This window comes from Gordonia cholesterolivorans (assembly GCF_039531975.1).
Classification (GTDB): domain Bacteria; phylum Actinomycetota; class Actinomycetes; order Mycobacteriales; family Mycobacteriaceae; genus Gordonia; species Gordonia sihwensis.
Genome location: NZ_BAAARB010000023.1, coordinates 1 through 22,519 on the forward strand (window position 1 = coordinate 1; position 22,519 = coordinate 22,519).

General features: G+C 70.0%; 21 protein-coding genes. 13 read left to right on the forward strand and 8 right to left on the reverse strand.

The window, feature by feature from the left end; translation table 11 throughout:
- Nucleotides 1-106: 106 nt before the first annotated feature.
- Complete coding sequence (locus ABFX36_RS16520) at nt 107-283, reverse strand: hypothetical protein (protein ID WP_346077426.1); 177 nt, start codon at nt 281-283, stop codon at nt 107-109.
- A gap of 692 nt (nt 284-975) precedes the next feature.
- Nucleotides 976-1,392, reverse strand: a complete 417-nt coding sequence (locus tag ABFX36_RS16525) for a TIGR03618 family F420-dependent PPOX class oxidoreductase (RefSeq protein ID WP_346077428.1) — start codon at nt 1,390-1,392, stop codon at nt 976-978.
- A gap of 80 nt (nt 1,393-1,472) precedes the next feature.
- Between ABFX36_RS16525 and dprE2 the strand changes: the two genes are divergently transcribed.
- Genes dprE2 through ABFX36_RS16545 form a run of 4 tightly spaced genes read left to right on the forward strand, consistent with a single transcriptional unit; the run spans nt 1,473 to nt 4,990 of the window.
- Nucleotides 1,473-2,222 (forward strand): decaprenylphospho-beta-D-erythro-pentofuranosid-2-ulose 2-reductase, encoded by a 750-nt coding sequence (dprE2, locus tag ABFX36_RS16530; RefSeq protein ID WP_433820935.1) that lies wholly within the window; start codon nt 1,473-1,475, stop codon nt 2,220-2,222.
- Entirely contained in the window at nt 2,219-3,463 is a 1,245-nt protein-coding gene (cbiE, locus tag ABFX36_RS16535; RefSeq protein ID WP_346077429.1) for a precorrin-6y C5,15-methyltransferase (decarboxylating) subunit CbiE, read from the forward strand. The genes dprE2 and cbiE overlap by 4 nt, the downstream gene beginning before the upstream one ends.
- Entirely contained in the window at nt 3,460-4,233 is a 774-nt protein-coding gene (gene cobM, locus ABFX36_RS16540; RefSeq protein WP_346077431.1) for a precorrin-4 C(11)-methyltransferase, read from the forward strand. Before cbiE ends, cobM begins: the two co-directional genes overlap by 4 nt.
- Nucleotides 4,226-4,990 carry a cobalt-precorrin-6A reductase gene (locus ABFX36_RS16545; RefSeq protein WP_006894952.1) on the forward strand — a complete coding sequence of 255 codons (765 nt, stop codon included), beginning with the start codon at nt 4,226-4,228 and terminating at the stop codon, nt 4,988-4,990. Before cobM ends, ABFX36_RS16545 begins: the two co-directional genes overlap by 8 nt.
- Here ABFX36_RS16545 and ABFX36_RS16550 read toward each other — a convergent pair.
- The 3 genes from ABFX36_RS16550 to cobG all read right to left on the reverse strand — a co-directional run bounded on the left by ABFX36_RS16550 (nt 4,987) and on the right by cobG (nt 8,381).
- On the reverse strand, nt 4,987-6,501 hold the full coding sequence (locus ABFX36_RS16550) for a precorrin-2 C(20)-methyltransferase (protein ID WP_346077483.1): 1,515 nt from the start codon (nt 6,499-6,501) through the stop codon (nt 4,987-4,989). The genes ABFX36_RS16545 and ABFX36_RS16550 overlap by 4 nt on opposite strands.
- A gap of 11 nt (nt 6,502-6,512) precedes the next feature.
- Complete coding sequence (locus tag ABFX36_RS16555; RefSeq protein ID WP_006894954.1) at nt 6,513-7,136, reverse strand: precorrin-8X methylmutase; 624 nt, start codon at nt 7,134-7,136, stop codon at nt 6,513-6,515.
- A gap of 72 nt (nt 7,137-7,208) precedes the next feature.
- Nucleotides 7,209-8,381: a precorrin-3B synthase gene (gene cobG / locus ABFX36_RS16560; protein ID WP_045537372.1), complete on the reverse strand. Its 1,173-nt coding sequence runs from the start codon at nt 8,379-8,381 to the stop codon at nt 7,209-7,211.
- 207 nt (nt 8,382-8,588) lie between these two features.
- Here cobG and cobN point away from each other — a divergent pair, with 207 nt between their 5' ends.
- The 5 genes from cobN (at nt 8,589) to ABFX36_RS16585 (ending at nt 16,924) form a co-directional block, all read left to right on the forward strand.
- Nucleotides 8,589-12,224: a cobaltochelatase subunit CobN gene (gene cobN / locus ABFX36_RS16565; RefSeq protein WP_346077434.1), complete on the forward strand. Its 3,636-nt coding sequence runs from the start codon at nt 8,589-8,591 to the stop codon at nt 12,222-12,224.
- 106 nt (nt 12,225-12,330) lie between these two features.
- A complete protein-coding gene (locus tag ABFX36_RS16570; RefSeq protein WP_045537368.1) occupies nt 12,331-12,870 on the forward strand; it encodes an FxsA family protein in 540 nt (179 codons plus the stop codon).
- Nucleotides 12,871-12,934: 64 nt separating this feature from the next.
- The gene (locus ABFX36_RS16575; RefSeq protein ID WP_346077436.1) at nt 12,935-14,551 is read left to right on the forward strand and encodes an amidohydrolase; all 1,617 of its coding nucleotides are present in this window, start codon (nt 12,935-12,937) and stop codon (nt 14,549-14,551) included.
- Nucleotides 14,548-16,167: an apolipoprotein N-acyltransferase gene (lnt, locus tag ABFX36_RS16580; RefSeq protein ID WP_045537364.1), complete on the forward strand. Its 1,620-nt coding sequence runs from the start codon at nt 14,548-14,550 to the stop codon at nt 16,165-16,167. The genes ABFX36_RS16575 and lnt overlap by 4 nt, the downstream gene beginning before the upstream one ends.
- Entirely contained in the window at nt 16,148-16,924 is a 777-nt protein-coding gene (locus ABFX36_RS16585; RefSeq protein ID WP_006894961.1) for a polyprenol monophosphomannose synthase, read from the forward strand. The genes lnt and ABFX36_RS16585 overlap by 20 nt, the downstream gene beginning before the upstream one ends.
- A gap of 84 nt (nt 16,925-17,008) precedes the next feature.
- On the opposite strand, the gene ABFX36_RS16590 is transcribed toward ABFX36_RS16585, so the two are convergent.
- Nucleotides 17,009-17,353: an RNA polymerase-binding protein RbpA gene (locus ABFX36_RS16590; protein ID WP_006894962.1), complete on the reverse strand. Its 345-nt coding sequence runs from the start codon at nt 17,351-17,353 to the stop codon at nt 17,009-17,011.
- Nucleotides 17,354-17,525: 172 nt separating this feature from the next.
- Between ABFX36_RS16590 and ABFX36_RS16595 the strand changes: the two genes are divergently transcribed.
- The 3 genes from ABFX36_RS16595 to ABFX36_RS16605 all read left to right on the forward strand — a co-directional run bounded on the left by ABFX36_RS16595 (nt 17,526) and on the right by ABFX36_RS16605 (nt 18,976).
- Nucleotides 17,526-17,807, forward strand: coding sequence for a hypothetical protein (locus tag ABFX36_RS16595; RefSeq protein ID WP_006894965.1), 282 nt, complete (start codon nt 17,526-17,528; stop codon nt 17,805-17,807).
- Nucleotides 17,808-17,888: 81 nt separating this feature from the next.
- On the forward strand, nt 17,889-18,689 hold the full coding sequence (locus ABFX36_RS16600) for an adenylate/guanylate cyclase domain-containing protein (protein WP_346077439.1): 801 nt from the start codon (nt 17,889-17,891) through the stop codon (nt 18,687-18,689).
- A 2-nt stretch (nt 18,690-18,691) separates the two neighbouring features.
- Complete coding sequence (locus tag ABFX36_RS16605) at nt 18,692-18,976, forward strand: hypothetical protein (protein WP_006894968.1); 285 nt, start codon at nt 18,692-18,694, stop codon at nt 18,974-18,976.
- A gap of 21 nt (nt 18,977-18,997) precedes the next feature.
- Here ABFX36_RS16605 and ABFX36_RS16610 read toward each other — a convergent pair whose 3' ends face one another.
- Both ABFX36_RS16610 and ABFX36_RS16615 read right to left on the reverse strand, forming a co-directional pair.
- Entirely contained in the window at nt 18,998-19,861 is an 864-nt protein-coding gene (locus ABFX36_RS16610) for a crotonase/enoyl-CoA hydratase family protein (protein ID WP_278127351.1), read from the reverse strand.
- Between the two features lie 60 nt (nt 19,862-19,921).
- The gene (locus ABFX36_RS16615; RefSeq protein WP_346077441.1) at nt 19,922-21,688 is read right to left on the reverse strand and encodes an alpha/beta hydrolase; all 1,767 of its coding nucleotides are present in this window, start codon (nt 21,686-21,688) and stop codon (nt 19,922-19,924) included.
- 80 nt (nt 21,689-21,768) lie between these two features.
- Here ABFX36_RS16615 and ABFX36_RS16620 point away from each other — a divergent pair, with 80 nt between their 5' ends.
- Nucleotides 21,769-22,470, forward strand: a complete 702-nt coding sequence (locus ABFX36_RS16620) for a VOC family protein (RefSeq protein ID WP_231875761.1) — start codon at nt 21,769-21,771, stop codon at nt 22,468-22,470.
- The last annotated feature ends 49 nt before the right edge of the window (nt 22,471-22,519 follow it).

Sequence of the window (22,519 nt, forward strand, 5' to 3'; positions counted from 1 at the left end):
CCACGGATACCTCGGCGACGTCCCGCCCGCCGAGTTCGAGCACGCGTTCTATGCTGTCCAAGCCGACCGCGAACAGCTGGTCGGAATCAAATAGCGCGAGTCTCCATCAAACCCAGGGCGCTTCAGTGTGGGCCAGCAGTTCCGGTTCGGTCTCCGGTGACAGGGAGGTTTCGGCGAGTTTGACCGCCGCGGCATCGATCAACGCCAACAAGTCCGCGGGCTGGTCCGGCAGCGCACCGGTGGCAACGACAGTGGCGATCGAATCGGTGATCGGATCGGTCATCGCTGCCACCTCCCCCGAGTGTTTCAGCTGGTCACACCATGTTCTCTTGACCTACCAGAACTCTACCAACGAGGTATGACATTGATGATGGTTGGTAGTTCCACGACGGTCGTGACTCCGGGTACGACTGACGCCCTGCTGGGTTGTCCACGAATTGGTCTGTCCGGTCGGTGTGGGGCGTCGAATGTTCACGAGCGGCGGTGGCCATGACCTGATCAGGAGCTTGGCCGGTTGCCTAACCGATGTCTTGTCTGACCGCCGCCGCCCGCCGAGCGCCGTCGCAGTCATCACCTCGGTCGGCGGCGAGCCGGCCGAGGCGAGAGTTCCCGGCGACCTCGGCCGGGTACCGGGCGGTGACTTCGTGCCTCGATGGTCACGACGTCAGTGCCGTCGGGGTGGAATGCACCAGCAGCTACGGGCGGGGAATCACCAGCGTGCTCCAGGCGGCAGGGCTGTCGGTGGCCGAAGTGTACGGCGGCGGCAAGGACAAGAAACGAATCAAGGGGCAAGTCCGACCCGCTTGATGCTGTCGCCGCGGCCCGCGCGGTCCTGGCAGGCGACGGTATCGCGATCCCGAAGGACGAACGCACCAACATGGTCCGCGCCCTGCATCTGACGCAGCGCGGCGCCGGTCCCCGCATCTTCGGAGAAGACCTCGCGTCATCGAGGTCTCCGTGACCTCGGCCCGCGACTCATCCGGCAGGAGCAGTGCCGAACATTCCGGCCGACCCGAGCACGCGCGCGATGTCCATCTCAATCACGACGCGGCGGGGATTCGGCTTCGGAGTCCGGTAGCGCGCCGCGTACCGCGCCTCGGCGTCGGCCACGGAGACCGGATCGCGGCGGACGGTCACCGGACCCTCGAGGGTCAGCCACCGTGGGCCGTCCACGTGCGTCAGCGCCGCGTATCCGCCCCGATCGGCGTTGCGTACCTTCTGCGAACCCTCGAAGGTGATCACCCGTGCCTTCCGGGCGTCGCCGTCGAAGGTGAAGCCGACCGCCACCACATGCGGCGTTCCGTCGGCTCGGGTGGTCGCCAGCGTCGCGAGGTGGTACTCGGACAGCATCTGGGCGGCTTCGGCGGACAGTTCGGCGACGGTTCGGCTCATAGTCCCCACGGTATCGGCGACGCCGCGCCGTCATCGACCCGGCCGCGTCGCGGTCCGGCAGCACCGGCGATACTGGTTCGGTGGGAACGATCGTGGTCTTCGGTGGACGCAGCGAGATAGGGGTGGCGACGGCGGCGCGCCTGGCCGAGGGAAACCGCGTGGTCCTCGCCGCGCGCCGACCCGACGACCTGGCCGGTGAGACGCAGACACTGCTGTCGGCGGGCGCGACCGCGGTCGACACCGTGGCGTTCGACGCCGACGACATCGCCTCGCATACCGCACTCGTCGAATCGCTGTTCCGCGACGGTGCCCGGGTGGACGTCGCGATCGTGGCGTTCGGGATTCTCGGCGACGCGGCCCGGTCGGAGACCGATGTGGCCCACGCCTTGCAGATCGCCCACACCGACTACTACGCGCAGATAAGCGTGATGACTCCTCTCGCGGTGGCCCTGCGACGCCAGGGGTCGGGCACGATCATCGTGTTCTCGTCGGTCGCCGGTGTCCGCGTGCGCCGCGCGAACTACGTGTACGGCTCCACCAAGGCCGGGCTCGACGGCTTCGCGAGCGGGCTGGCCGACGCGCTGCACGGTTCCGGCGTCCGCCTCCTCCTCGCGCGGCCCGGATTCGTGGTCGGTGCGATGACACGCGAGCTGATGGCCTCCGGAGTCGAGCCCGCTCCCTTCGCCAGGACCGCGGACCAGGTCGCCGACGCCGTCGCCAAGGCCTATCGCAAGGGAAGAGGCGAGGTGTGGATCCCCGGTGTGCTCCGGCCCATCTTCTTCGGCATGCGCCTGCTTCCCCGCCCCGTCTGGCGGAGGCTGCCGCGATGACGGGAGAGTCCGGGCCGAAGCAGCCCGCCCGCTTCGTCGTGGTGGGAATCGGAGCCGACGGATGGAGCGGACTGAGCGCCCGCGCCCGAGCAGCGCTGGACGAGGCGACGACGGTGTACGGTTCGGCGCGCCAACTCGACCTGGTCGCCGAACACCTGACCGCGGATACCGTGCCGTGGCGTTCGCCGATGTCCGAGCACCTGCGCGAAGTGCTGTGCGACAGTTCGGCACATGGCACGATTCACGTGCTGGCCAGCGGTGATCCGATGTTCCACGGCATCGGCTCCACCATCGTCCGACAGGTCGGTCGCGACCGCGTCACCATCGTCCCGGCACCGTCGAGCGTCTCGCTCGCGGCCGCCGAACTGGGCTGGGACCTGGCATCCACCACCATCGTCAGCACAGTCACCGCACCCGCCTCGGCGGTGGTTCCCGAACTCGGCGACGGCATCCGCCTTCTGGTCCTGTCCAGAGACGGCTCCACACCGGCCGAAATCGCGGAGCTGTGCCGGGCGCACGGGTACGGCTGGACCACGATGCGTGTGCTCGAGAATCTCGGAGCCGCGACGCAGGCCGTCCGGACCGGGCTGGCTCGCTCATGGGACGACCGCCCGTGCGCGCCGCTGAACATCACCGCGCTCGACTGTGTGGGCCCGAGCTCGTCGCACTGCCCGGGACTGCCCGACGAGGCGTACGAGCACGACGGCCAGCTGACGAAACAGACCGTGCGGGCACTCTCTGTCTCGGCCCTGGCTCCCGCCGCCGGACAACTGCTGTGGGACGTCGGCGCGGGCGCCGGAAGCATCGGCATCGAGTGGCTGCGGTGCACGCGCGACGGCCGGGCCGTCGCCTTCGAGGCCGACCGGCTCCGGGCCGCCGCCCTGCGACGCAATGCCGAGAAGCTCGGCGTCGGTCACCGGCTCACGCTGGCCGGCGCGGTGCCCGAGGCGCTGGCCGGAGCCGCCGACCCCGACGCGGTCTTCCTCGGGGGCGGCGTCGACCGCGACGTCCTCGACACCGCCTGGGATGCGCTGATGCCGGGCGGACGCATCGTCGGAAACGCGGTCGCGATCGAGACCCAGCACTTGTTCATCGACGCGCAGGAGCGGTACGGGGGGAGCCTCACCCGCCTGTCCGTGGAACGTGCCGCACCACTGGGCCGCCTCACGGCGTGGCGACCCGCTCTGCCGATCGTCCAATGGGTCGCGGTGAAAGACGACGCCGCGCGGGAGGACACATGACCGTCTACTTCATCGGCGCCGGCCCGGGGGCCGCCGACCTCATCACGGTTCGCGGCGCCGAGATCCTCAGTCGATGCACGGTGTGCCTGTACGCGGGATCGCTGGTGCCGGACGAACTCCTCGGTCGTCTGCCCGACGGTGCCGAGATCGTGAACACCGCGCGAATGCCGTTGACGGAGATCCTGAGCAGACTCGCACGCGCCGACGCCGCCGGTCACGACGTGGCCCGACTCCACTCCGGCGATCTCGCCCTGTACTCGGCGTTGACCGAGCAGCAGCGCGGTCTGCGCGAACTGGGCATCGCCTATGAACTGATTCCCGGGGTGCCCGCGTTCGCGGCGGCGGCGGCCGCCCTCGACACTGAGCTGACCGTCCCGGGAGTGGGGCAGAGTCTGATGGTGACGCGCGTCTCGACGCTCTCGACCGATATGCCGCCGGGGGAGGACCTCGGTTCCCTGGCTCGCAGCGGCGTCACTCTCGCCCTCCACCTCGCCGCACACCGCACCGAGCAGATCGTCGCCGAACTGGCGCCGCACTACGGCGCCGACTGCCCGACGGCGACGGTCGCGTACGCCTCGCGACCCGATCAGCGGATCGTGCGCTGCCGGCTCGACGAACTGCCCGCGGAACTGTCGGCGACGCGCATCACCAAGACCGCCGTGATCTTCGTCGGGCGCGTCTTGGACGCCCGGACGCATCCCGCCGTCACCGACAGCTATCTCTACTCGCATGCCCGGATGACGAAGCTGCGTGAGGACCGCCATGCCTGAGCCGTCCGTGCTGATCCTGGGCGGAACCGGCGAGGCGCGCGAACTCGCACGCCTGCTCGATGAGTCCGGTGTTCCGGTCGTCACCTCCCTCGCGGGCAGAGTCGCCGATCCGCGTCTGCCGGTCGGCCGGGTGCGCGTCGGCGGCTTCGGCGGCGTCGACGGTCTCGCCGCGTGGATCGGCGAGGCCGAAATAACCGCGATCGTCGACGCGACGCACCCGTTCGCCGCCAGAATCACGCCGAACGCCGTCGCGGCGGCGGAACTGACCGGGGTCGGATATCTGCGCCTCGCCCGACCTCCGTGGTCACCCGGGGCCGGCGAGCGCTGGACGCGCGTGCCCGACATCGCCGCCGCCGCGACCGCGGTCGCCGAGAGGGGCGGGAGCCGGGTATTCCTCACCACCGGAAGACAGGACGTGTCCGAGTTCGCGGAGATCGACGACGCGTGGTTCCTGATTCGGGTGGTGGATCCGCCCGAGGGGCCGCTGCCGCCGCATCACCGGGTTCTCCGCTCCCGCGGCCCGTACCGTCTCGCCGATGAGACGGCGCTGCTGCGCGAGCACCGCATCGACGTGCTGGTCACGAAGAACAGCGGGGGAGAGATGACCGTCGCCAAACTCCGCGCCGCCGCGCGGCTCGGTGTCGAGGTGATTGTCGTCGACCGTCCCGCGGAACCCGGCGGGATCGCGCGCGTCAATACCCCGAGCGAGGCCCTCGACTGGCTGTCCGGGCCGGCCGGCCGAGGAGAGATCCGCTAGGAGTAATGCCGCGGGGTGTACACGAGGTCGCCGGCAGGTCGGTGGGCGACGGTGGTCATCGACGAGCCGATGATCAACAGCGTGCGCATGTCCACCGTCGACGGATCGAAGTCCGCGGCCGTGGTCACCGTCAGGCGCTGTCCCGGGCCGCCCACGTCACGGCCCTGTATCACCACGCGGTCGGCCGGAACCAGTTCGGTCAGGAGTTCTTTGAGGCGATTGATCTGCTCCACGCGTTTCGGAGACGCCGGATTGTAGATCGCGACCACCAGGTCGGCGGCGATCGCGTGCCGGAGCCGCTCCTCGATGACCGATCCGGGCTTGAGCAGATTCGACAGGGAGATCACGGCGAAATCGTGGCCGATCGGCGCACCGACAGCGGCCGCCACCGCGTGCGCGGCGCTCACCCCCGGCGTCACTCGCACCGGCACATGCGCCCACCGTTCCTCCGCAGCGGCCTCCGCCACCGCAGTCGCCATGGCGAACACCCCCGGATCGCCCGACGACACGACGGCCACCCTGGCGCCGCGCGAGGCCAGGTCGAGGGCGAACTCCGCGCGTTCGGCCTCGACTCGATTGTCACTGGCGTGGACCCGCTGTCCGGGGCGCGCCACCACCCGGTTCAGGTAGGTCTTGTATCCGACGAAATCGGTCGCCGCCGCCAACTCCGCGGCCACCTGCGGCGTCGTCTGGTCCACCGGTCCGGGACCGAGGCCGACCACCACCACTTCACCGCGCGGACGGTCGCCTCCCGCGGCGAGCGGATTGTTGCGTCGCCCGGGTACCACGATCAGGGAGAAATAGGGCACCGACGACGGGTCGACGTCGGCCACGCGCTCCACGCGCTGGCGGTCGGTGGACGCCCTTTCGACGTACCAGGCCTCGTCGAGACGCCCGGCGGCGGCCAGAGCGTCGCGCACCTTCACGAAGGTGCGGCCGAGTTTCATGATCGCCAAGGCCTCGCCGGACCGGAAATGCGCGATCAGCTCGCCGGCCTCGGCGGTTCCGGGCAGGACCGTCAGCGTCTCCTCGCCTTCGACGAGCGGGATGCCGAGCGCCGCGGACGCCGCATTCACCGACGTCACCCCGGGAATGATCTGCGCCTCGAACCGGTCGACGAGCCGCTTGTGCATGTGCATGTACGAGCTGAAGAACAGCGGGTCGCCCTCGGCGAGCAGCGCCACATCGCGTCCGGCGGCCAGGTGCCCGGCGAGGAGTTCGGCACTCTCGGCGTAGAAGTCGGCCATCGCGCCCGCGTAGCCGCCGGGATGATCGGTGGTCTCCACGGTGAGCGGGTACATCAGCCGTTCTTCGATCTGGCCTTCGCGCAGATACGGTTCCGCGACCGAGCGGGCAATCGAATTACCGTGCCGTGCACAGTGATACGCGATCACGTCGGCCTCGCCGATGATCCGCGCAGCCTTCACCGTCACCAGTTCGGAGTCGCCCGGCCCCAGGCCGACACCCCACAGTTTTCCGTTCACAGCGGAGTCCGCTCCCGTCGTCGACATCACCGGACCGCTCATTCCGCCGTGCTCGCGAGAGCGTTGACCGCGGCCGCGGTGATCGCCGAGCCGCCGCGTCGGCCGGTGACGGTGATGAACTCCAGATCAGTGCGTTCGGCGAGCGCCGCACATGATTCGGCGGCCCCGACGAAGCCCACCGGTGCGCCGACGATCGCGGCCGGACGAGGCCAGCCCTGGTCGATCAGGTCGAGGAGCGCGAACAACGCGGTGGGAGCGTTGCCGATCGCGACCACGGCGCGGTCCAGGTCGTCGCGCCAGTACTGCAGCGCCGCGGCGGTCCGAGTGTTGCCGATCCGCTCGGCGAGATCGGCGATCCCCGGCTCCTTGAGGTGACAGCGGACCGCATTGTCGGCGGGAAGCCGCAGCCGCGTGATACCCGACGCGACCATGTTGGTGTCGCAGAGGATCGGCCCGCCCGCTGCCAAGGCGGCGCGAGCGGCCGTCACCACTCCCGGGGTCGCCACCACGTCGTCGGTGAGGTCGGTCTGTCCGGACGCGTGGATCATCCGGACCACCACCGGCTCGAGGTCGGCGGGAAAGCCCGTCAGATCGGATTCGGCGCGGATCATGGCAAACGACTGACGGTAGATCTCGGCTCCGTCGCGGACATACTCGGTCATGGTGTGCCCAAGATTACGCACCCGAGGCGGCGGCGGTGGACCCGGTACGGCCCCGCGCCGTGCCGGTGAGAATCAGCCGCCCGGGACGCGACGGTCGGTGCGGTAGCCGTCGCCCGTGGCGATCCGCCGGACGTGCGGACCGTTCGGGGATCCGCACCCGCGGTCGCAGCCGAGCCAATGCTCGCGTTCGCGACCGGGCGCCGCATCCGGGGCACCGAGGTGCGCGAGCAGGTCGCCGCGGACGTCGGCATGCGACCGACCGCATCCGGGCGAGCCGGTGCATGCGCTGAATCTCGTCCACGGACTGGCCGAATCGAAGATGAACCCGAGCGGGGCGAGCACGCGCACCACGGTCTCGGCCACGGCCTCGGTGAGGTCGGGAATCAGGATCTCGCGCTCGGGCGTGATGAGGATCGGCGTGCCGATGGCGGCGGCGAACTGCGCCTGCCGTGCCGAGAGCCGGCCGAACTCGGTGACGGCACCGAGCAGCACCCGTCCGTCCGATTGCTCGAACCATCCGACGATGGGCTCTCGGACGTCCGGCCGGCCGCCATTCGCGGAGGCCGCGGCTTCGGTCGGTGCCAGACGCCCGAAGCCCGCCACGGCGTCCGACACCGCAGCGCGGGCCCGATCGTCGAGTTCCCGGATCCGCCACTCGTCGGCACGGTGCTCGTGGAACGACGCCGCGGCGGCGACCATCGCGGCGGGCAGTTCGGGCAGCGGCACCACCCGGCCGGTCGGGACGCCGCCGAGATGGATCGCCGCCTCGTCGGGACTCACGGCCGCGCCGAGCACGTCGACGTCGCGGACCGTGACGTCACCGCGGCCGTCGTCGAAGCCGAACCAGAACCGGCCCGAGAGGTCGCGGGTCCACTGATGCCGATGCAGTTCGGCCTCCAGTTCGCGAGCAGCGGGCCGGACATCGGCCAGACCGCCGATCCGACCGCTCAGAGGCGACACCACGATGTTCCGGACGCGGTCGTGAGCCCGGTCGGTGGCGAGTCCGGCCGCCAGGATGCGGTCGGCGAAGGCGTCCACGCGGTCGTCGGCGATCCCGCGCACCTGCAGGTTCGCGCGGACGGTGATCTCGATGTGGCCGTCGCCGAACTCCTCGGCGGCCAGGGCCAGCGCCTCCAGCGCGGCCGGTTCCACCTGCCCGCCCGACAACCGGATCCGGGCCAGCCGGCCGTCGTCGGCCGGATGGGTGCGGAAGACGCCGGGACAGCGGTCGGCGGGTTTGTTCACCCCTCCAGGATATGGCCTACAGTGAAGCCCAGCCTGCCCGCGCGGAAGCCGGTTCGAGTCCGGCACGGTCGCGCCACTGTGTGGGACACCGCCCGCCACTGCCGGCGTGTGTCCTGAGTCAGACCCGCAGCGTCAGGCGACCTTCGGTCCACCGGGCCGATGTGACCGTACGACGCCGGGCGCGCACTCCCGGCGAGGAGTATCACCGTGATCACCCTGTTCTCCACTTCCGACACCGACCTGCGCACGGCCGCCACCTGCGGTGCCGACTTCCGGGTCGCGAATCCGGCCCGCACGCTGATCGACGATCTGCCCGGCCTGCTCCACGGCGCCGACCTGGTGGTCGTCCGGCTGCTCGGCGGAAAGCAGGTGTGGGAGGACGGGCTGGCAGCGGTCCTCGCCGGCCGGGCGCCGGTGGTCGTGCTGTCGGGGGAGCACAATCCGGATCCGGATCTGATGGCACTGTCGACGGTGCCGGCCGGCGTCGCCGCGCAGGCGCACGCGTACTTCGTGGCCGGCGGCCGCGAGAACCTCCTCGCGGTGCACAACTTCCTCTCCGACACCGTGCTGCTCACCGGGCTCGGCTTCGACAGCCCGACGCAGACACCGGACTGGGGGGTACTCGAGCGGCCGGCGGCCGCCGTCCCGGACGACGCGCCCGCGGTGGCGGTGCTGTACTACCGCGCCCAGCATCTCGCGGGCAACACCGACTACGTCGCCGCCCTCTGCGATGCGATCGAGGCCCACGGGGCCCGCGCCACCGGAGTCTTCTGCGCCTCCCTGCGCAGCGCACCCGATGAACTGATCGAGCATTTCGCCGAATACGACGCGCTCGTGGTGACGGTGCTGGCCGCGGGCGGGTCGACGCCGGCGCTCGCCTCGGCCGGCGGCGACGACGAATCCTGGAACGTCGAGCGCCTCGCCGCGCTCGACATCCCGATCCTGCAGGGGCTCTGCTCCACCAGTTCCCGGTCCGACTGGGCAGCCAACGACGACGGTCTGACCCCACTCGACGTCGCCAGCCAGGTGGCCGTGCCCGAGTTCGACGGCCGCATCATCACCGCACCCTTCTCCTTCAAGGAATTCGACGACAACGGGCTCCCGTTCTACGCACCCGACCCCGAACGATGCGCGCGCGTCGCCGGCATCGCCGTCGCCCATGCGCGGCTGCGGCACGTGACACCGGCGGAGAAGAAGGTGGCCCTGCTGCTGTCGGCGTACCCCACCAAGCACGCCCGCATCGGCAACGCGGTCGGTCTCGACACACCGCGCAGCCTGGTCGGAGTGCTGCGCGCCCTCCGGGATGCGGGCTACGACATCGGTCCGGCCGGCGGCGACGCGGCCGTCCCGGGCTTGGGATCACGGCCCGACGACGACGATCCGGACGCCCTGATGCACGCGCTGATCGACGCCGGCGGGCAGGACGCCGACTGGCTCACCGAGGAGGCGCTCGCGGCGAACCCGATCCGCGTCGGCGCCGCCGACTACTCGCGGTGGTTCCAGACGCTGCCGGAGCAGTTGCGCTCCGACGTCGTCGAGCACTGGGGTCCGCCTCCGGGCGAACTGTTCGTGGACCGCTCTCACGACCCCGACGGCGAGATCGTGATCGCTGCGATGGTCTTCGGGAACATCGTGCTGCTGGTGCAGCCGCCCCGCGGGTTCGGTGAGAACCCGGTCGCGATCTACCACGATCCGGACCTTCCGCCCTCGCACCACTATCTCGCCAGCTACCGGTGGCTCGCGTCGCGACCCGATCGGGACGGCTGGGGCTTCGGAGCCGACGCCGTGGTGCACATCGGAAAACACGGCAATCTGGAGTGGCTGCCCGGCAAGATGGTGGCGCTCTCGGCCGATTGCGGCACCGACGCGGCGCTGGGCGATCTGCCGCTGATCTACCCGTTCCTCGTCAACGACCCCGGCGAGGGAACGCAGGCCAAGCGGCGCGCGCACGCGGTCCTGGTGGATCACCTCATCCCGCCGATGGCGCGAGCCGAGACGTACGGCGACATCAACCGTCTCGAGCAACTGCTCGACGAGCACGCCAACATCTCGGCGCTCGACCCGGCCAAACTCCCCGCCATCCGGCAACAGATCTGGACACTGCTGACCGCGGCCAAGATGGACCAGGACCTCGGGCTCTCCGAGCGGCCCGACGAGGACGTCTTCGACGACATGCTGCTGCACGTGGACGGATGGCTCTGCGAGATCAAGGACGCCGCCATCCGCGACGGCCTGCACGTCCTCGGGCAGGCGCCAGACGGCGAGATGGAGATCGACCTCGTGCTCGCGATGCTGCGCGCCCGCCAGCTCTGGGGCGGCTCGCAGACGCTGCCCGGACTGCGCGAGGCCCTCGGACTCACCGAGAACGCCTCGGCGCGCGGGGAGGTCGACCGAGTGGAGGCGACAGCCAGGCGATTGGTCAGCACCTGCGCCGAGGGGGGCTGGACCCCCGAGGCCGTCGCGGCCGCGGCCGACGGCCAACCCGACGACGTGCACCGGATCCTGGCCTTCGCCGGGGACGAGGTGATCCCGCGACTGCGCCAGACCACGTGCGAGACGGACCGGGTCCTGCATGCGCTCGCCGGCGGGTTCATCCCGGCCGGTCCGAGCGGATCGCCGCTGCGAGGCCTGATCAACGTGCTCCCCACGGGTCGCAACTTCTACTCCGTCGACCCGAAGGCCGTCCCGTCGCAGCTGGCCGCCGAGACCGGTCGGGCGATGGCTGATTCGCTTCTCGAACGCTATCTCGCCGACCACGGCGAGTACCCGGAGTCCGTCGGGCTCTCGGTGTGGGGGACCAGCGCCATGCGTACCTCCGGCGACGACATCGGGGAGGTCCTGGCGCTGCTGGGCGTCACGCCGGTGTGGGACGAGGGCTCGCGCCGCGTGGTCGATCTGGAGCTCGTGCCGCTCGCCGAACTCGGCCGCCCGAGGATCGACGTGACGGTGCGGATCTCCGGCTTCTTCCGCGACGCGTTCTCCCACGTCGTGGCGATGATGGACGATGCCGTGCAGCTCGCGGCCGACGCCGACGAGCCGGACGAGCAGAATTACGTCGCCGCGCACGCTCGGGCCGCGATCGCCGAACACGGGGACGCCCGCCGCGCCACCACGCGCGTCTTCGGCTCGCGGCCCGGCACGTACGGCGCCGGCCTGTTGCAGCTCATCGACTCCAAGCAGTGGCGCACCGACGAGGACTTGGCCGCGGTCTACACCGAGTGGGGCGGCTATGCCTACGGCCGCGGTCTCGACGGAGTCGCCGCCGTCGAGGACATGCGGGCCGCGTACCGACGCATCGCGGTGGCGGCGAAGAACACCGACACCCGCGAACACGACATCGCCGATTCGGATGACTACTTCCAGTACCATGGCGGGATGGTCGCCACCGTGCGGGCGCTCACCGGCACCGCACCGGAGGCCTACATCGGCGATTCCACGCGCCCGGACTCGGTACGCACCCGCACCCTGCACGAAGAGACCTCCCGCGTGTTCCGCGCTCGGGTGGTCAACCCGCGCTGGCTCGCGGCAATGCGCAGGCACGGATACAAGGGGGCCTTCGAGATGGCCGCCACCGTCGACTACCTCTTCGGATACGACGCCACCACCGATGTGGTGGCCGACTGGATGTACCAGCAGCTCACCGAGCAGTACGTGCTCGACGAGACCAACCGCGAGTTCCTCGATGCGGCCAACCCCTGGGCCCTGCACGGCATCACCGAAAGGCTTCTCGAGGCGGTGGAGCGGAAGATGTGGCACGAGCCACCCGCCGACATGCTGACCGAACTCCGCCGCGTGTACCTCGAAGCCGAGGGCGACATCGAGGCGCGCTCGGAACAGGAGTGAGCCGCCTGCGCCGAGGTCGCTGAGCAGCGGGGGAGCAAAACCGGGTCCTCGTTCGTTGAACGCTGTGTGAGCGCCGGTGACTGCACCGGCGCAGAGAGGACCTGACATGCGATACCTGTTCGTCGGCTATGTGATCGCCGAGATCGCGGCCTTCTGGGCGATGGCGCACTTCCTCGGATTCGCCTGGGCATTCCTCATCACCGTGCTCGCCGCCGGCGTGGGGTTCGCGGTGCTCGGGCGCCGAGCCCGCACCTTGGGCACCGACATGCGCAAGGCGATGCGGAACGAGATCGGCGCGGGCCGCCCGATCACCGACTCCGCTCTGTTCGCGGTCACCGCCACGCTCATGATCCTTCCCGGGATCGTGTCGACGATCGTCGGACTGTTGCTGATGACTCCGCCGGCGCGCCGCCTGCTGCGACCGGTGGTCGCCGCCACCGCTGCCCGCAGAGCCACGGCGATGGCCGGCCGGATGACGGTGATCGACCTCGGGGGCCGGCCCGCCGGCGGCCGAGGCTTCGGGTTCGGCGGGCACGGTTACGTCGACGGGACGGTCGAAGGCGTGGTCGTGGACACCACGGTGCGCAACCCGGACGGCTCGGTTCACGCCGACCTACCGTCGCTGCCGCCGACCCGCCGCGACTGAGTAGTCCGTCACCTTGGCGAACCGCGACCGGCGCGGCAGAAGACCCGTCTGGGAGAATGACGGCGTGACGACGCAGCTGCTCCTCGGAGGCATGGTCTACTCCTCGCCGGCGGTACCCGACGCCACCGCGATGGCGGTGACCGACGGGACGGTCGTATGGGTAGGGACCGACGACGTCGGCCGGGCCCTGCACCCGGACGCGCACGTGATCGATCTGCAGGGACGGTTCGTCAGCCCCGCGTTCGTCGACTGCCATGTTCATCTCACCGACACCGGCATCGCGCTCGGCGGCCTCAACCTGTCCGGAGCCGCCAGCCGCTCGGAATGCCTGCGGATGCTGGCCGAGTACCTCTCCGAGCACGATGAGGACCTCGTCTGGGGGCTCGGCTGGGACGCATCGGCGTGGTCGAGTGACGAGCCGGGCCAGGACTCGCCGCCGACCACGTCCGACCTCGACGCCGTCGCCGGCGGCCGCGCCGTGTACCTCGCCCGGATCGATGAGCATTCGGCCGCGGCGTCGTCGGGGCTGCGCCGCCTGGTTCCGGGACTCGAGTCCGAGCACGGGTACTCGCCCGAACAGCCGCTCGTCGCGGACGCGCACCACCGGGTCCGCACCACAGCGCGCAATCTGATCGGTGCCACCGCGCGCAGGCGCGCCCAGTTGCGGGCCCTCGACCACGCGGCCGCCCGCGGTGTGGTCGCCGTCCACGAGAACGGCGGCCCCGACATCAGCGGGCTCGACGACTTCCGGTCGCTCGCCGACCTCGACCACGGGGTCGGCGTGCGGCGGTACTGGGGCGAGGCGGCGTCGTCCGTCGACGAGGTGCGGCACATCCTCGACCGCACCGGGGCCGATGCCATCGGCGGCGACCTGTTCGTCGACGGCGCGCTCGGCTCCCACACCGCCTGGCTGTGCGAGCCCTACAGCGACTGGTCGAGCACCAGCGGTGTCAGCTACCTCTCCGAGCAGGTGATCCTCGATCACCTGCGCGCCACCACCGAGGCCCGCGTGCAGGCCGGCTTCCACATGATCGGTGACGCCGCCGCGGCCGCCGTCGCTCAGTCGATGGAGGTGCTGGCGGCCGAACTCGGCACACCGGCCCTGGCGCGGTGCGTTCACCGTCTCGAACACGCGGAGATGGTCACCCGCGCCCAGGCCGAGATCTTCGCCCGGTGCGGCGCCGTCGCGAGCATGCAGCCGCTGTTCGACGCCGCATGGGGAGGCACCGAGGATCTGTACGCCACGCGCCTCGGCGATCGGGGTACCGGGTTGAACGATTTCGCGATGCTCGCGAAGGCCGGAGTGTCCCTCGCCTTCTCCAGCGACTCCCCGGTGTGCGACATCGACCCGTGGTCCACCGTCCGGGCCGCGGCGCACCATCGCACGGCCTCGAGTTCGATCTCGCCGCGCGCCGCCTTCGCGGCGTGCACCCGGGGCGGCTGGCGCGCCGGCGGGGTCAACGACGGCCTCACCGGAACGCTGGTCCCCGGTGCGCCCGCGCACTACGCCGTGTGGGAGGTGGACGAACTCGTGGTCGCAGCGGCCACCGAGAACGTGCAGCGGTGGTCCACCGATCCGCGCTCGCGGGTGCCGGCCCTGCCGGATGTGGCACCGGGAGCTCGACTGCCCGAGTGCGTCGAGACCGTCGCCGGAGGCCGGACCATCTTCCGTCGCGCGTGACCGCCGTCCGTTGGTGGCAGCGGGTCCCGGTCGCCGCGGCGGCCGGCGGCCTGATGTACGCGTCGTTTCCGCCTCTGCACCATGTGTGGTGGCTGGCGCCCGTCTCACTGGGGCTGCTGTACGCCGTCATGACGGTCGGCCGCCCGTCGGTGAAGAGCTGCGCTGGGTCCGGCTTCGTCTTCGGCCTCGCCTTCTTCGTCCCGCTGCTGCCGTGGATCGGGGAGTACGTCGGACCACTGCCGTGGCTCGCGCTCGCCGCCGTGATGGCCGGCTATCTCGCGCTCTTCGGCGCTCTTGCGGCGGTCACCATGCGGCTGCGCGCGCGGCCGCTGTGGTTCGCACTCAGCTGGGTCACCGTCGAAGCCGTCCGCTCCGCCTTCCCCTTCGGGGGCTTTCCCTGGGGGCGTACCGCCTTCAGCCAGGTGGACGGCTGGTACCTGCCGCTCACGTCGGTGATCGGCGTTCCCGGCGTCGCCTTCGTGATCGCGCTCACCGGGGCCTCCGCGGTGGAGGTCATCGGCAGGCTCCTGCATCGACCGACCAGGACCGCCCGATCGGCGGGTGCCGCTCTGGCGATCGCGGCGGTGGTCGTGCCCCTGGCCGCCGGTGCGGCGCTGTCGCGCATCGGAAGCCCGCTGACGTCGCCGGCCGGCACCAGCGACATCGCCGCCGTGCAGGGAAACGTGCCGAGACTGGGCCTCGATTTCGACACCCAGCGCCGCGCCGTCCTCGACAATCACGTCCGGGAGACGCTCGGGCTCGCCGCCGAGATCGACTCCGGCCGGCGCAGCAGGCCCGACCTGGTGCTGTGGCCGGAGAACGCGGCCGACGCGCCTCCGACGGTGTACCGGGACTCCGCCGAGAGCATCCGGGCGGCCGTCACGGCGGTGGGCGCCCCGGTGGCCTTCGGCACCTGGATTCCCCTCGACGGCGGCGGCACCACCAATACCGTGCTGCTCTGGGGCGAACACGGCGGATTCGCCGACGACCAGCCCTCGGGACGGTACGACAAGCACATCGTCCAGCCCTTCGGCGAATACCTCCCGTGGCGCAGCTTCTTCCGGATCTTCTCGTCGTACGCCGATCGAGCCGGCGACTTCCGGCCGGGCACGGGACCCGCGGTCCTCACCGCGCACACCCGTCACGGAGACGTGGTGATGGGCGTGTCGACCTGCTGGGAGGTGGCTTTCGACCGCGCACCCGCGCAATCGGTTCGCGAAGGCGCACAGATCCTGTTCGTGCCGACCAACAATGCGACCTTCGGCAAGACCGACATGACCTACCAGCAGCTGGCGATGTCGCAGGTCCGTGCCGTGGAGACGGGTCGCAGCGTCGTCGTGGCGGCCACCAGCGGAGTCAGCGCGCTCATCGCGCCGGACGGTTCGCTGATCGCCGAGAGCGAGATCTTCACACCCGACGTCCTGCAGGCCCGCATGGAGTTGCGGTCCGGGCAGACCCTCGCCGTCAGGCTCGGCCCCTGGCCGCAGCGGCTCGCGATCCTCGCCACGGTGGTGGCATTTTTGTACGCGCTGCGCGGACGCATTAGCCTCGATGTGTTCGCCGGTCGGAGGGGACCGGCCACGAAGAAGGAGCACGATGGCCAGCAGGCAACCTGAATCGCGCATCGTAGGGGCGAACGGCGAGGGCGCCCTCGTGGTGATCCCGACCTTCAACGAGCGCGAGAACCTGCCACACATCGTCGGTCGCCTGTTGACCGCTCAGCAGGGCATTCACGTGCTGGTGGTCGACGACTCCAGCCCGGACGGCACGGGCGAGGTCGCCGACCGGCTCGCAGCGGACGACGCGGCGGCCCGCATTCACGTCATGCATCGCACCGTCAAGGACGGTCTGGGCAAGGCCTATCTGGCCGGATTCGCGTGGGGTCTGGAGCGTGACTACGCGGTCATCGTCGAGATGGACGCCGACGGCAGTCACGCTCCCGAGCAGTTGTTCCGGCTGCTGGAGGGCATCAATGAGGGCGCCGACCTGGTGATCGGTTCGCGATACGTTCCCGGCGGCGAGCTGGTGAACTGGCCCAAGCGCCGCGAGCTCCTCTCCAAGGGCGCCAACACGTATGCGCGGCTGGCGCTCGGCGCCAAGGTCAAAGACATCACCGCCGGTTACCGCGCTTTCCGCCGAGAGGTGCTGGAGAAGATCGGTCTCGATCAGGTGGAGTCGGCGGGCTACTGCTTCCAGATCGACCTCGCGTGGCGCTCGCTGCAGAACGGCTTCACGATCCGTGAGGTGCCGATCACCTTCACCGAACGCGAGATCGGCGAGTCGAAGATGGACGGCGGCGTGATCGCGGAATCGTTCCTCAACGTCGCCCGGTGGGGAATCCGCGGCCGCCTCGACAGGCTCCGCGGACGCTAGTATTCGGCACGGGCTCGCACCCGGAAACGAATCAGCCCCCAGAGAATCGATTTCTCCGGGGGCTGACGTCGTATTGCGTCGCGGTTATGCCGAACCGCCGCGCCGGCGCTGCTTGAGCAGGTCCAGACGCTCGGCCAGCAGCACCTCGAGTTCCTCTTCGGAGCGGCGCTCCAGGAGCATGTCCCAGTGCGTGCGCGGCGGCTTGCCCTTCTTCTCCTCGGGCACGCCGCCTTCGAGGAGCTTGCCCTCCATGCCGTTCTTGCACGGCCACGTCGCGGGGATCTCCGCATCGTCGGCGAACGGGATGTCGAAGATCTCACCGTTGTCGGTGCGGTACTGGACGAGCCGACGCGGCGCGAGGTCGTGATCACGGTCGGTCTCGTAGCTCACCGCCCCGAGCCGGCTACCACGCAGGACTCGATCAGCCATGAAGTCTTCCTCTCAAACGGTCGGGTGACGGTGTCCATTCTACGCGGTCCACGACGTGGACGGCGTTCCACGGTACCGTCGTGATGTGTCCGAATCCCCGGCTCCCGAAAGCCCTGCGAACGAACCGCAGTCTCGTCGCCGCCCGTACGCATGCGCCTGGTGCGGTCGTCAGATGGTGGATTCGGAGCGGGGGCGCAGACGCAAGTACTGCAAGCGGTCGTGCCGGCAGCGCGCCTACGAACAGAGAACGCTCCTCGAGGGCACCTCTATTCCCGAGGATGCGATCATCCTCAGCCACGCGGAGGCCGAAGACCTCGGAGACCGGATGTTCGCGCTCCGCTGCGCTGCGGAGGACTTGTCGACCGCACTCGGGGAGAAGGCCGATCGTCAGACGCTGACCGACCTGGCCGCCGAGGTCCTGCGGCTGGCGAGTGAGGCCGAACGGTTGCGTTGACCGCCGGCTGCCGAGCCGGGAGAGGCAGGTCACGGACTTCCGGAGCCGGCGGCGCGCGCGAACGCCGTTAAGATCGTCAGGGTGAACGACGAACGGCGCGACGACTCGGCTCCCGACGTCGTCTCCGTGCGTCCGCTTCACCGGGCGGGGGAACTGCTCGCGCGCACCGATGAGAGCCAGGCGGCTGTTCGGGCCGCTCAGATCGCGCGCAGGCTCGCGCCGGTGGACGGCAGACTCCCGTCCGGCGACCGCACCTCCGACCGGGTCGCCCGCCTCCTCAACGACGTGCGGCCCGACCGTCCCAGCGCGATCCGGGAACTCGGTCTGGCCTCGGTGGCCGTCTGGCAGTCGCTCATCGAACGCAGACGCCCCGACCCGGCCGGTCCGATCCCGGCCACGATTCTCTTCACCGACCTCGTCGGCTTCTCGTCCTGGGCGCTGCGCGCCGGAGACGACCAGGTGCTGGAGTTGTTGACCGCCGTCAACGCTGCGTGCGAGGAGGTGATCAGGGCGCACGGCGGCCAGGTGGTGAAAACGCTCGGCGACGGCACGATGGCGGTCTTCCTCGATCCGGGGGAGGCCATCGCCGCAGCTCACGAGGCGGTGGGTGCGGTGAGCGCGATCGTCGTCGGCGGCTTCCGGCCGGCTCTGCGCGCCGGACTGCACACCGGCACCCCGCGAGCGGTCGGTTCGGATTTCCTCGGTGTGGACGTGAACATCGCGGCGCGGGTCTGCGATGCGGCGGGCGGTGGCGAGGTGTATGCGAGCGAGTCCGCCCTCGACCAGCTCGATCCCGATGACTACATGCTCCGCCGCAAGCGGTTCAAGGCCAAGGGCGTACCGCGCGAACTCCAGGTGTTCCGCGTCGTTCCGCGGTACTGACGATGCCCTTCGACGACGACGAGCTGGAAGAGTTCTACCGGCGCATCGAGTCGCGGACCGCGGCGGCGAATGCGCGTCCGCGCAAGCGCAGGCGCCAGGTGCCCCGCGTGCAGTTCGCCTGTCCGACGCCGGAGAAGATCGCCTATCCGTCGCAGGCGGCGGTGACCGGCGCGATCCTGGCGGTGGCTCGCAACTCTCGAGGTCGCCCCAGCCTACGGTCATACGAATGTGTGTGCGGCGCATGGCATCTCACGAGTGCCATACCCCGCCCGCCGGGCAGCCGGTGATCCGGGTGCCCGGCGACGGCGTCACTGCCCGCGGAAGTTCGGCGGACGCTTCTCGAAGACGGCGGTGACCGCCTCGGTGAGATCGTCGCTCGGCAGGAAGGCCGCGTTCCACGCCGCGACGTAGCGGAGGCTGTCGTCGACGCGCGCGCTCCGGCTGTGATCGAGGACATCCTTGACGCCCTGCACTACGAGGGGAGCGTTGGCCGCGATCTCGGCCGCGATCCCCCGCGCGGCGGCAAGGGCGGCGTCCTTGTCGTCGTACACGTCGCTGACGAGGCCGATCTTCTCTGCGCGAGCGGCATCGATGTCCTTGCCGGTCAGCGCGAGTTCACGGGTGTGACCTTCGCCGATGATCAGCGGCAGGCGGGCGAGCGAACCCATGTCCGCGACGATGGCGACCTTGACTTCGCGCACGCTGAACTTCGCGTCGGCGCTGGCCACCCGGATGTCGGCGGCGCTGATCAGGTCGACGGCACCGCCGATGCACCAGCCCGAGATCGCGGCGACGACCGGCTTGCGGCAGTCGGCGACGGCGTCGATGGCCCGCTGCATGCGCTTGATGGTGTGATGGAACTCAGTGCGGGGACCGGCCTTCGCATCCGGGGCCAGCACCTTGCCGAAGTCGCCCATCATCGCGGGCAGGTCGAGGCCGAACGAGAAGTGCTTGCCCGATCCGGAGAGCACCACTGCGCGCACATCCGGGTCCGCGTCGATCGCCTCGAACAGCGGGGCGGACTCGGCCCAGAAGTCGGGGCCCTGAGCGTTGCCCTTGCTGGGGCCGATGAGCGTCACCTCGGCGACGTGATCGGCGACGGTCACCTCGAACGCCTTGTAGGGATGCGTCCGGTATGCGGGGGAGTCCGTGAGAGTCTTGTCCTGAGTCACGGACCCGATGCTACCCACCCGGGGTTACTCATGAGTAACCCCGGGTGGATCCGGCAGTCGTCAGTCGCGATGCAGCCGCGGCAGCAGTTCGGCCGTCTTCTGATCGGTCCACCCTTCGGGGGTGAGGATCGCTGCCCACGCCGTCGGAATCTCTCGCAGATAGTTGTGACCGTGTCCGTCGGGGACGTCGACGGCCACCGCCATATCGGCGGCGACCTGCAGGAAGGTGACGAACGGGATCCAGTTCACCGCTGAGAGCACGTCGGAGCCACGGGGCTCCTTGAGCCAGTCGGGCTTGTTGAGCACGAGATCCGGATTCCACCACGAGATGGGATCGGACGCGTGCTGTAGGTAGACGATGCGACCGCGGTCCCATTCCACACCGGCCGGGCGCTCGAGGTCCTTGGCCGTGTTGATGAATCGGACCTGCTCACCGTCATTGAAGATCGGCAGCACTTCCGGGGTACCAGCGTCACGGTCGGCGGTGGTGTCCACCCACGTCTGGTTGCTGAACGTGGGGCCGGTCAGCAGGGCGCCGTCGGTCCGGGCGCTCATCGTCGCGACAGAGCCGAACGGGGCCTCGGCGCCGAACGATCCGAGGCTCTCGCCGAAGACCACGACCTTGGGCCGTTGCGCCTCGGGGATACGCCGCACCAGCCGGTCGACCGCCTCGAACAGCGCGCGTCCGGCCTGGCGCGCGCGCTCCTGGTCGACGAGGAACGAGAGCCAGCTCGGCAGCATCGAATACTGCATGGACACCATCGCGGTGTCGCCGTTGTACATGTACTCCAGGGAGTCGAGGTTGGCCTGATTGACCCAGCCGGTGCCCGTCGACCCAGCGATGCCGATCAGTTTGCGCTGCAGACCGCCCGTCCGGACCAGTTCCTGGGCCGCCAGTTCAGCGCTGTCTTGGATCGAGTCCGCCGAATCGAGCCCGGCGTAGACCCGGATGGGTTCTTTCGCCGGCGCCTTGTTGAACGCCTCGAGTTCGGCGACCGTCGGGCCGGTCGAGACGAAGGTGCGACCCATGCGGCCCAGGCTCGCCCAGCTGACCACCGACTCCGGTCCGCCGGAACGCAGTGTGGAGGTCGGGGGAGCCGAATCGGGATTGGTCTCATTGTTCAGCGCCGCGAAGGAGTTGTTCAACGCCGACATGCCGTAGTCGGCGACCGCGCCGTTGAGGATCAGGACGCTCACGACGACCATCACCGTCGCCGCGGTGATCCCGGCGATCCGGGGTGGGATGCGCCGGCTCATGCGGCGCGCGAGCATCCGCAGCAGCGCACCCCACGCCTGCCCGACGCCGAGCAGGACCCCGAAGACCACCACCGCCACCACCACGATGATCGGGTACGCGGTCCAGTTGAGGTGTTCCACGCCCATCAGGTCACGCAGTTCCTCCTGCCAGCGGTGATACCAGTAGAGCATGAAGACGGTGCCTGCGAGGAAGACGATCGTGAGTCCCACCCACCACCATCCGCGCGGACGCGGCCAGGGTTCTCGACGGGACACCAGGTATCGAGCCAGCCATGTGAAGAAGGCTCCGATCGCGTAGCCGATCGCGGCGGCAGCGGCGCTGACGAGGCCTTGGAACAGGGGTCCGCGCGGCAGCAGCGACGGTGTCACCGACAGCCACAGCAGGACCGTCGCGACGACCAGACCGCCATACGACAATCGTCTGGAGTACCGCGACCACAGACGCACCACGGCGTTCGGAGACGAGGCGTCCGATTCCGCATCGCCGGCGTGCGTGGCGTCGGCGCGGGTCTCTTCGACGGCGTCGGCTTCGGTCGCAGGCGGCGCGTCGGTCGGTTCTTCAGCGGCCATGAGCCTGCCTTCCATGTGCCTGATGTGACCCCTCACTTTAGAAGCAGGAGTGCCGAGATCGCGTGTGCCACGATGGTTTCGTGAACTCGATCCCTGATCCGCTGTCCATCGCCGACGTCCACGTGAGCCTGCCGGTGGCCGATCTCGACGCCGCGTCGCGGATGTACGACCTTCTCCTGGGTGAATCCGAGGGGCTGCGCTGGGCGGCGTCGAATGCGACGGTCGCACTCCGGGACGGGCGGACCGACGCCGACGCGCACGCCGTCGAACCGACGGTCGACTTGACTGTCGCCGATTACGACGGTGCCGCAGCGCTCCTGCGTCGGCGGGGCCTGACCCTGGACGATACGGACGGCGCTGCGGCGATCGTCGGCGCCTCGCCGCTGCGCATCACCGCCGGCCCGCAGGTCCGGCCCACCGGCCGGATGCTCGACCACATCGTCCTCACCGCGCCCGATGCCGACCGGGCCGTCGCGCTCCTCGGCGGCCGGCTCGGGATCAACCTGCGCCTCGTCCGCGAGCTCGGCGACGGGATGTGCCAGCTCTTCTTCCGGACACGCACCGTCGTGATCGAGGTCGTCGCCGGAGCCCCGGACGCCGGCGACCGCCTCGGACTCATGGGACTGGCCTGGCGCACCGACGACATCGTCGCCGAACGGCATCGCCTGGCGGGCGCCGGCCTCGAAGTCAGCGATGTCCGCACCGGCCGCAAGGGAGGCACTCGCGTATGCACCGTCCGGGAACCGGCACTGGGCACGGCCACCCTGCTCATCGAGCAGTAGGCATCGCGCAGTAGGGATCGCGCAGTAGTCAGCCAGCAGCAGCGACTTC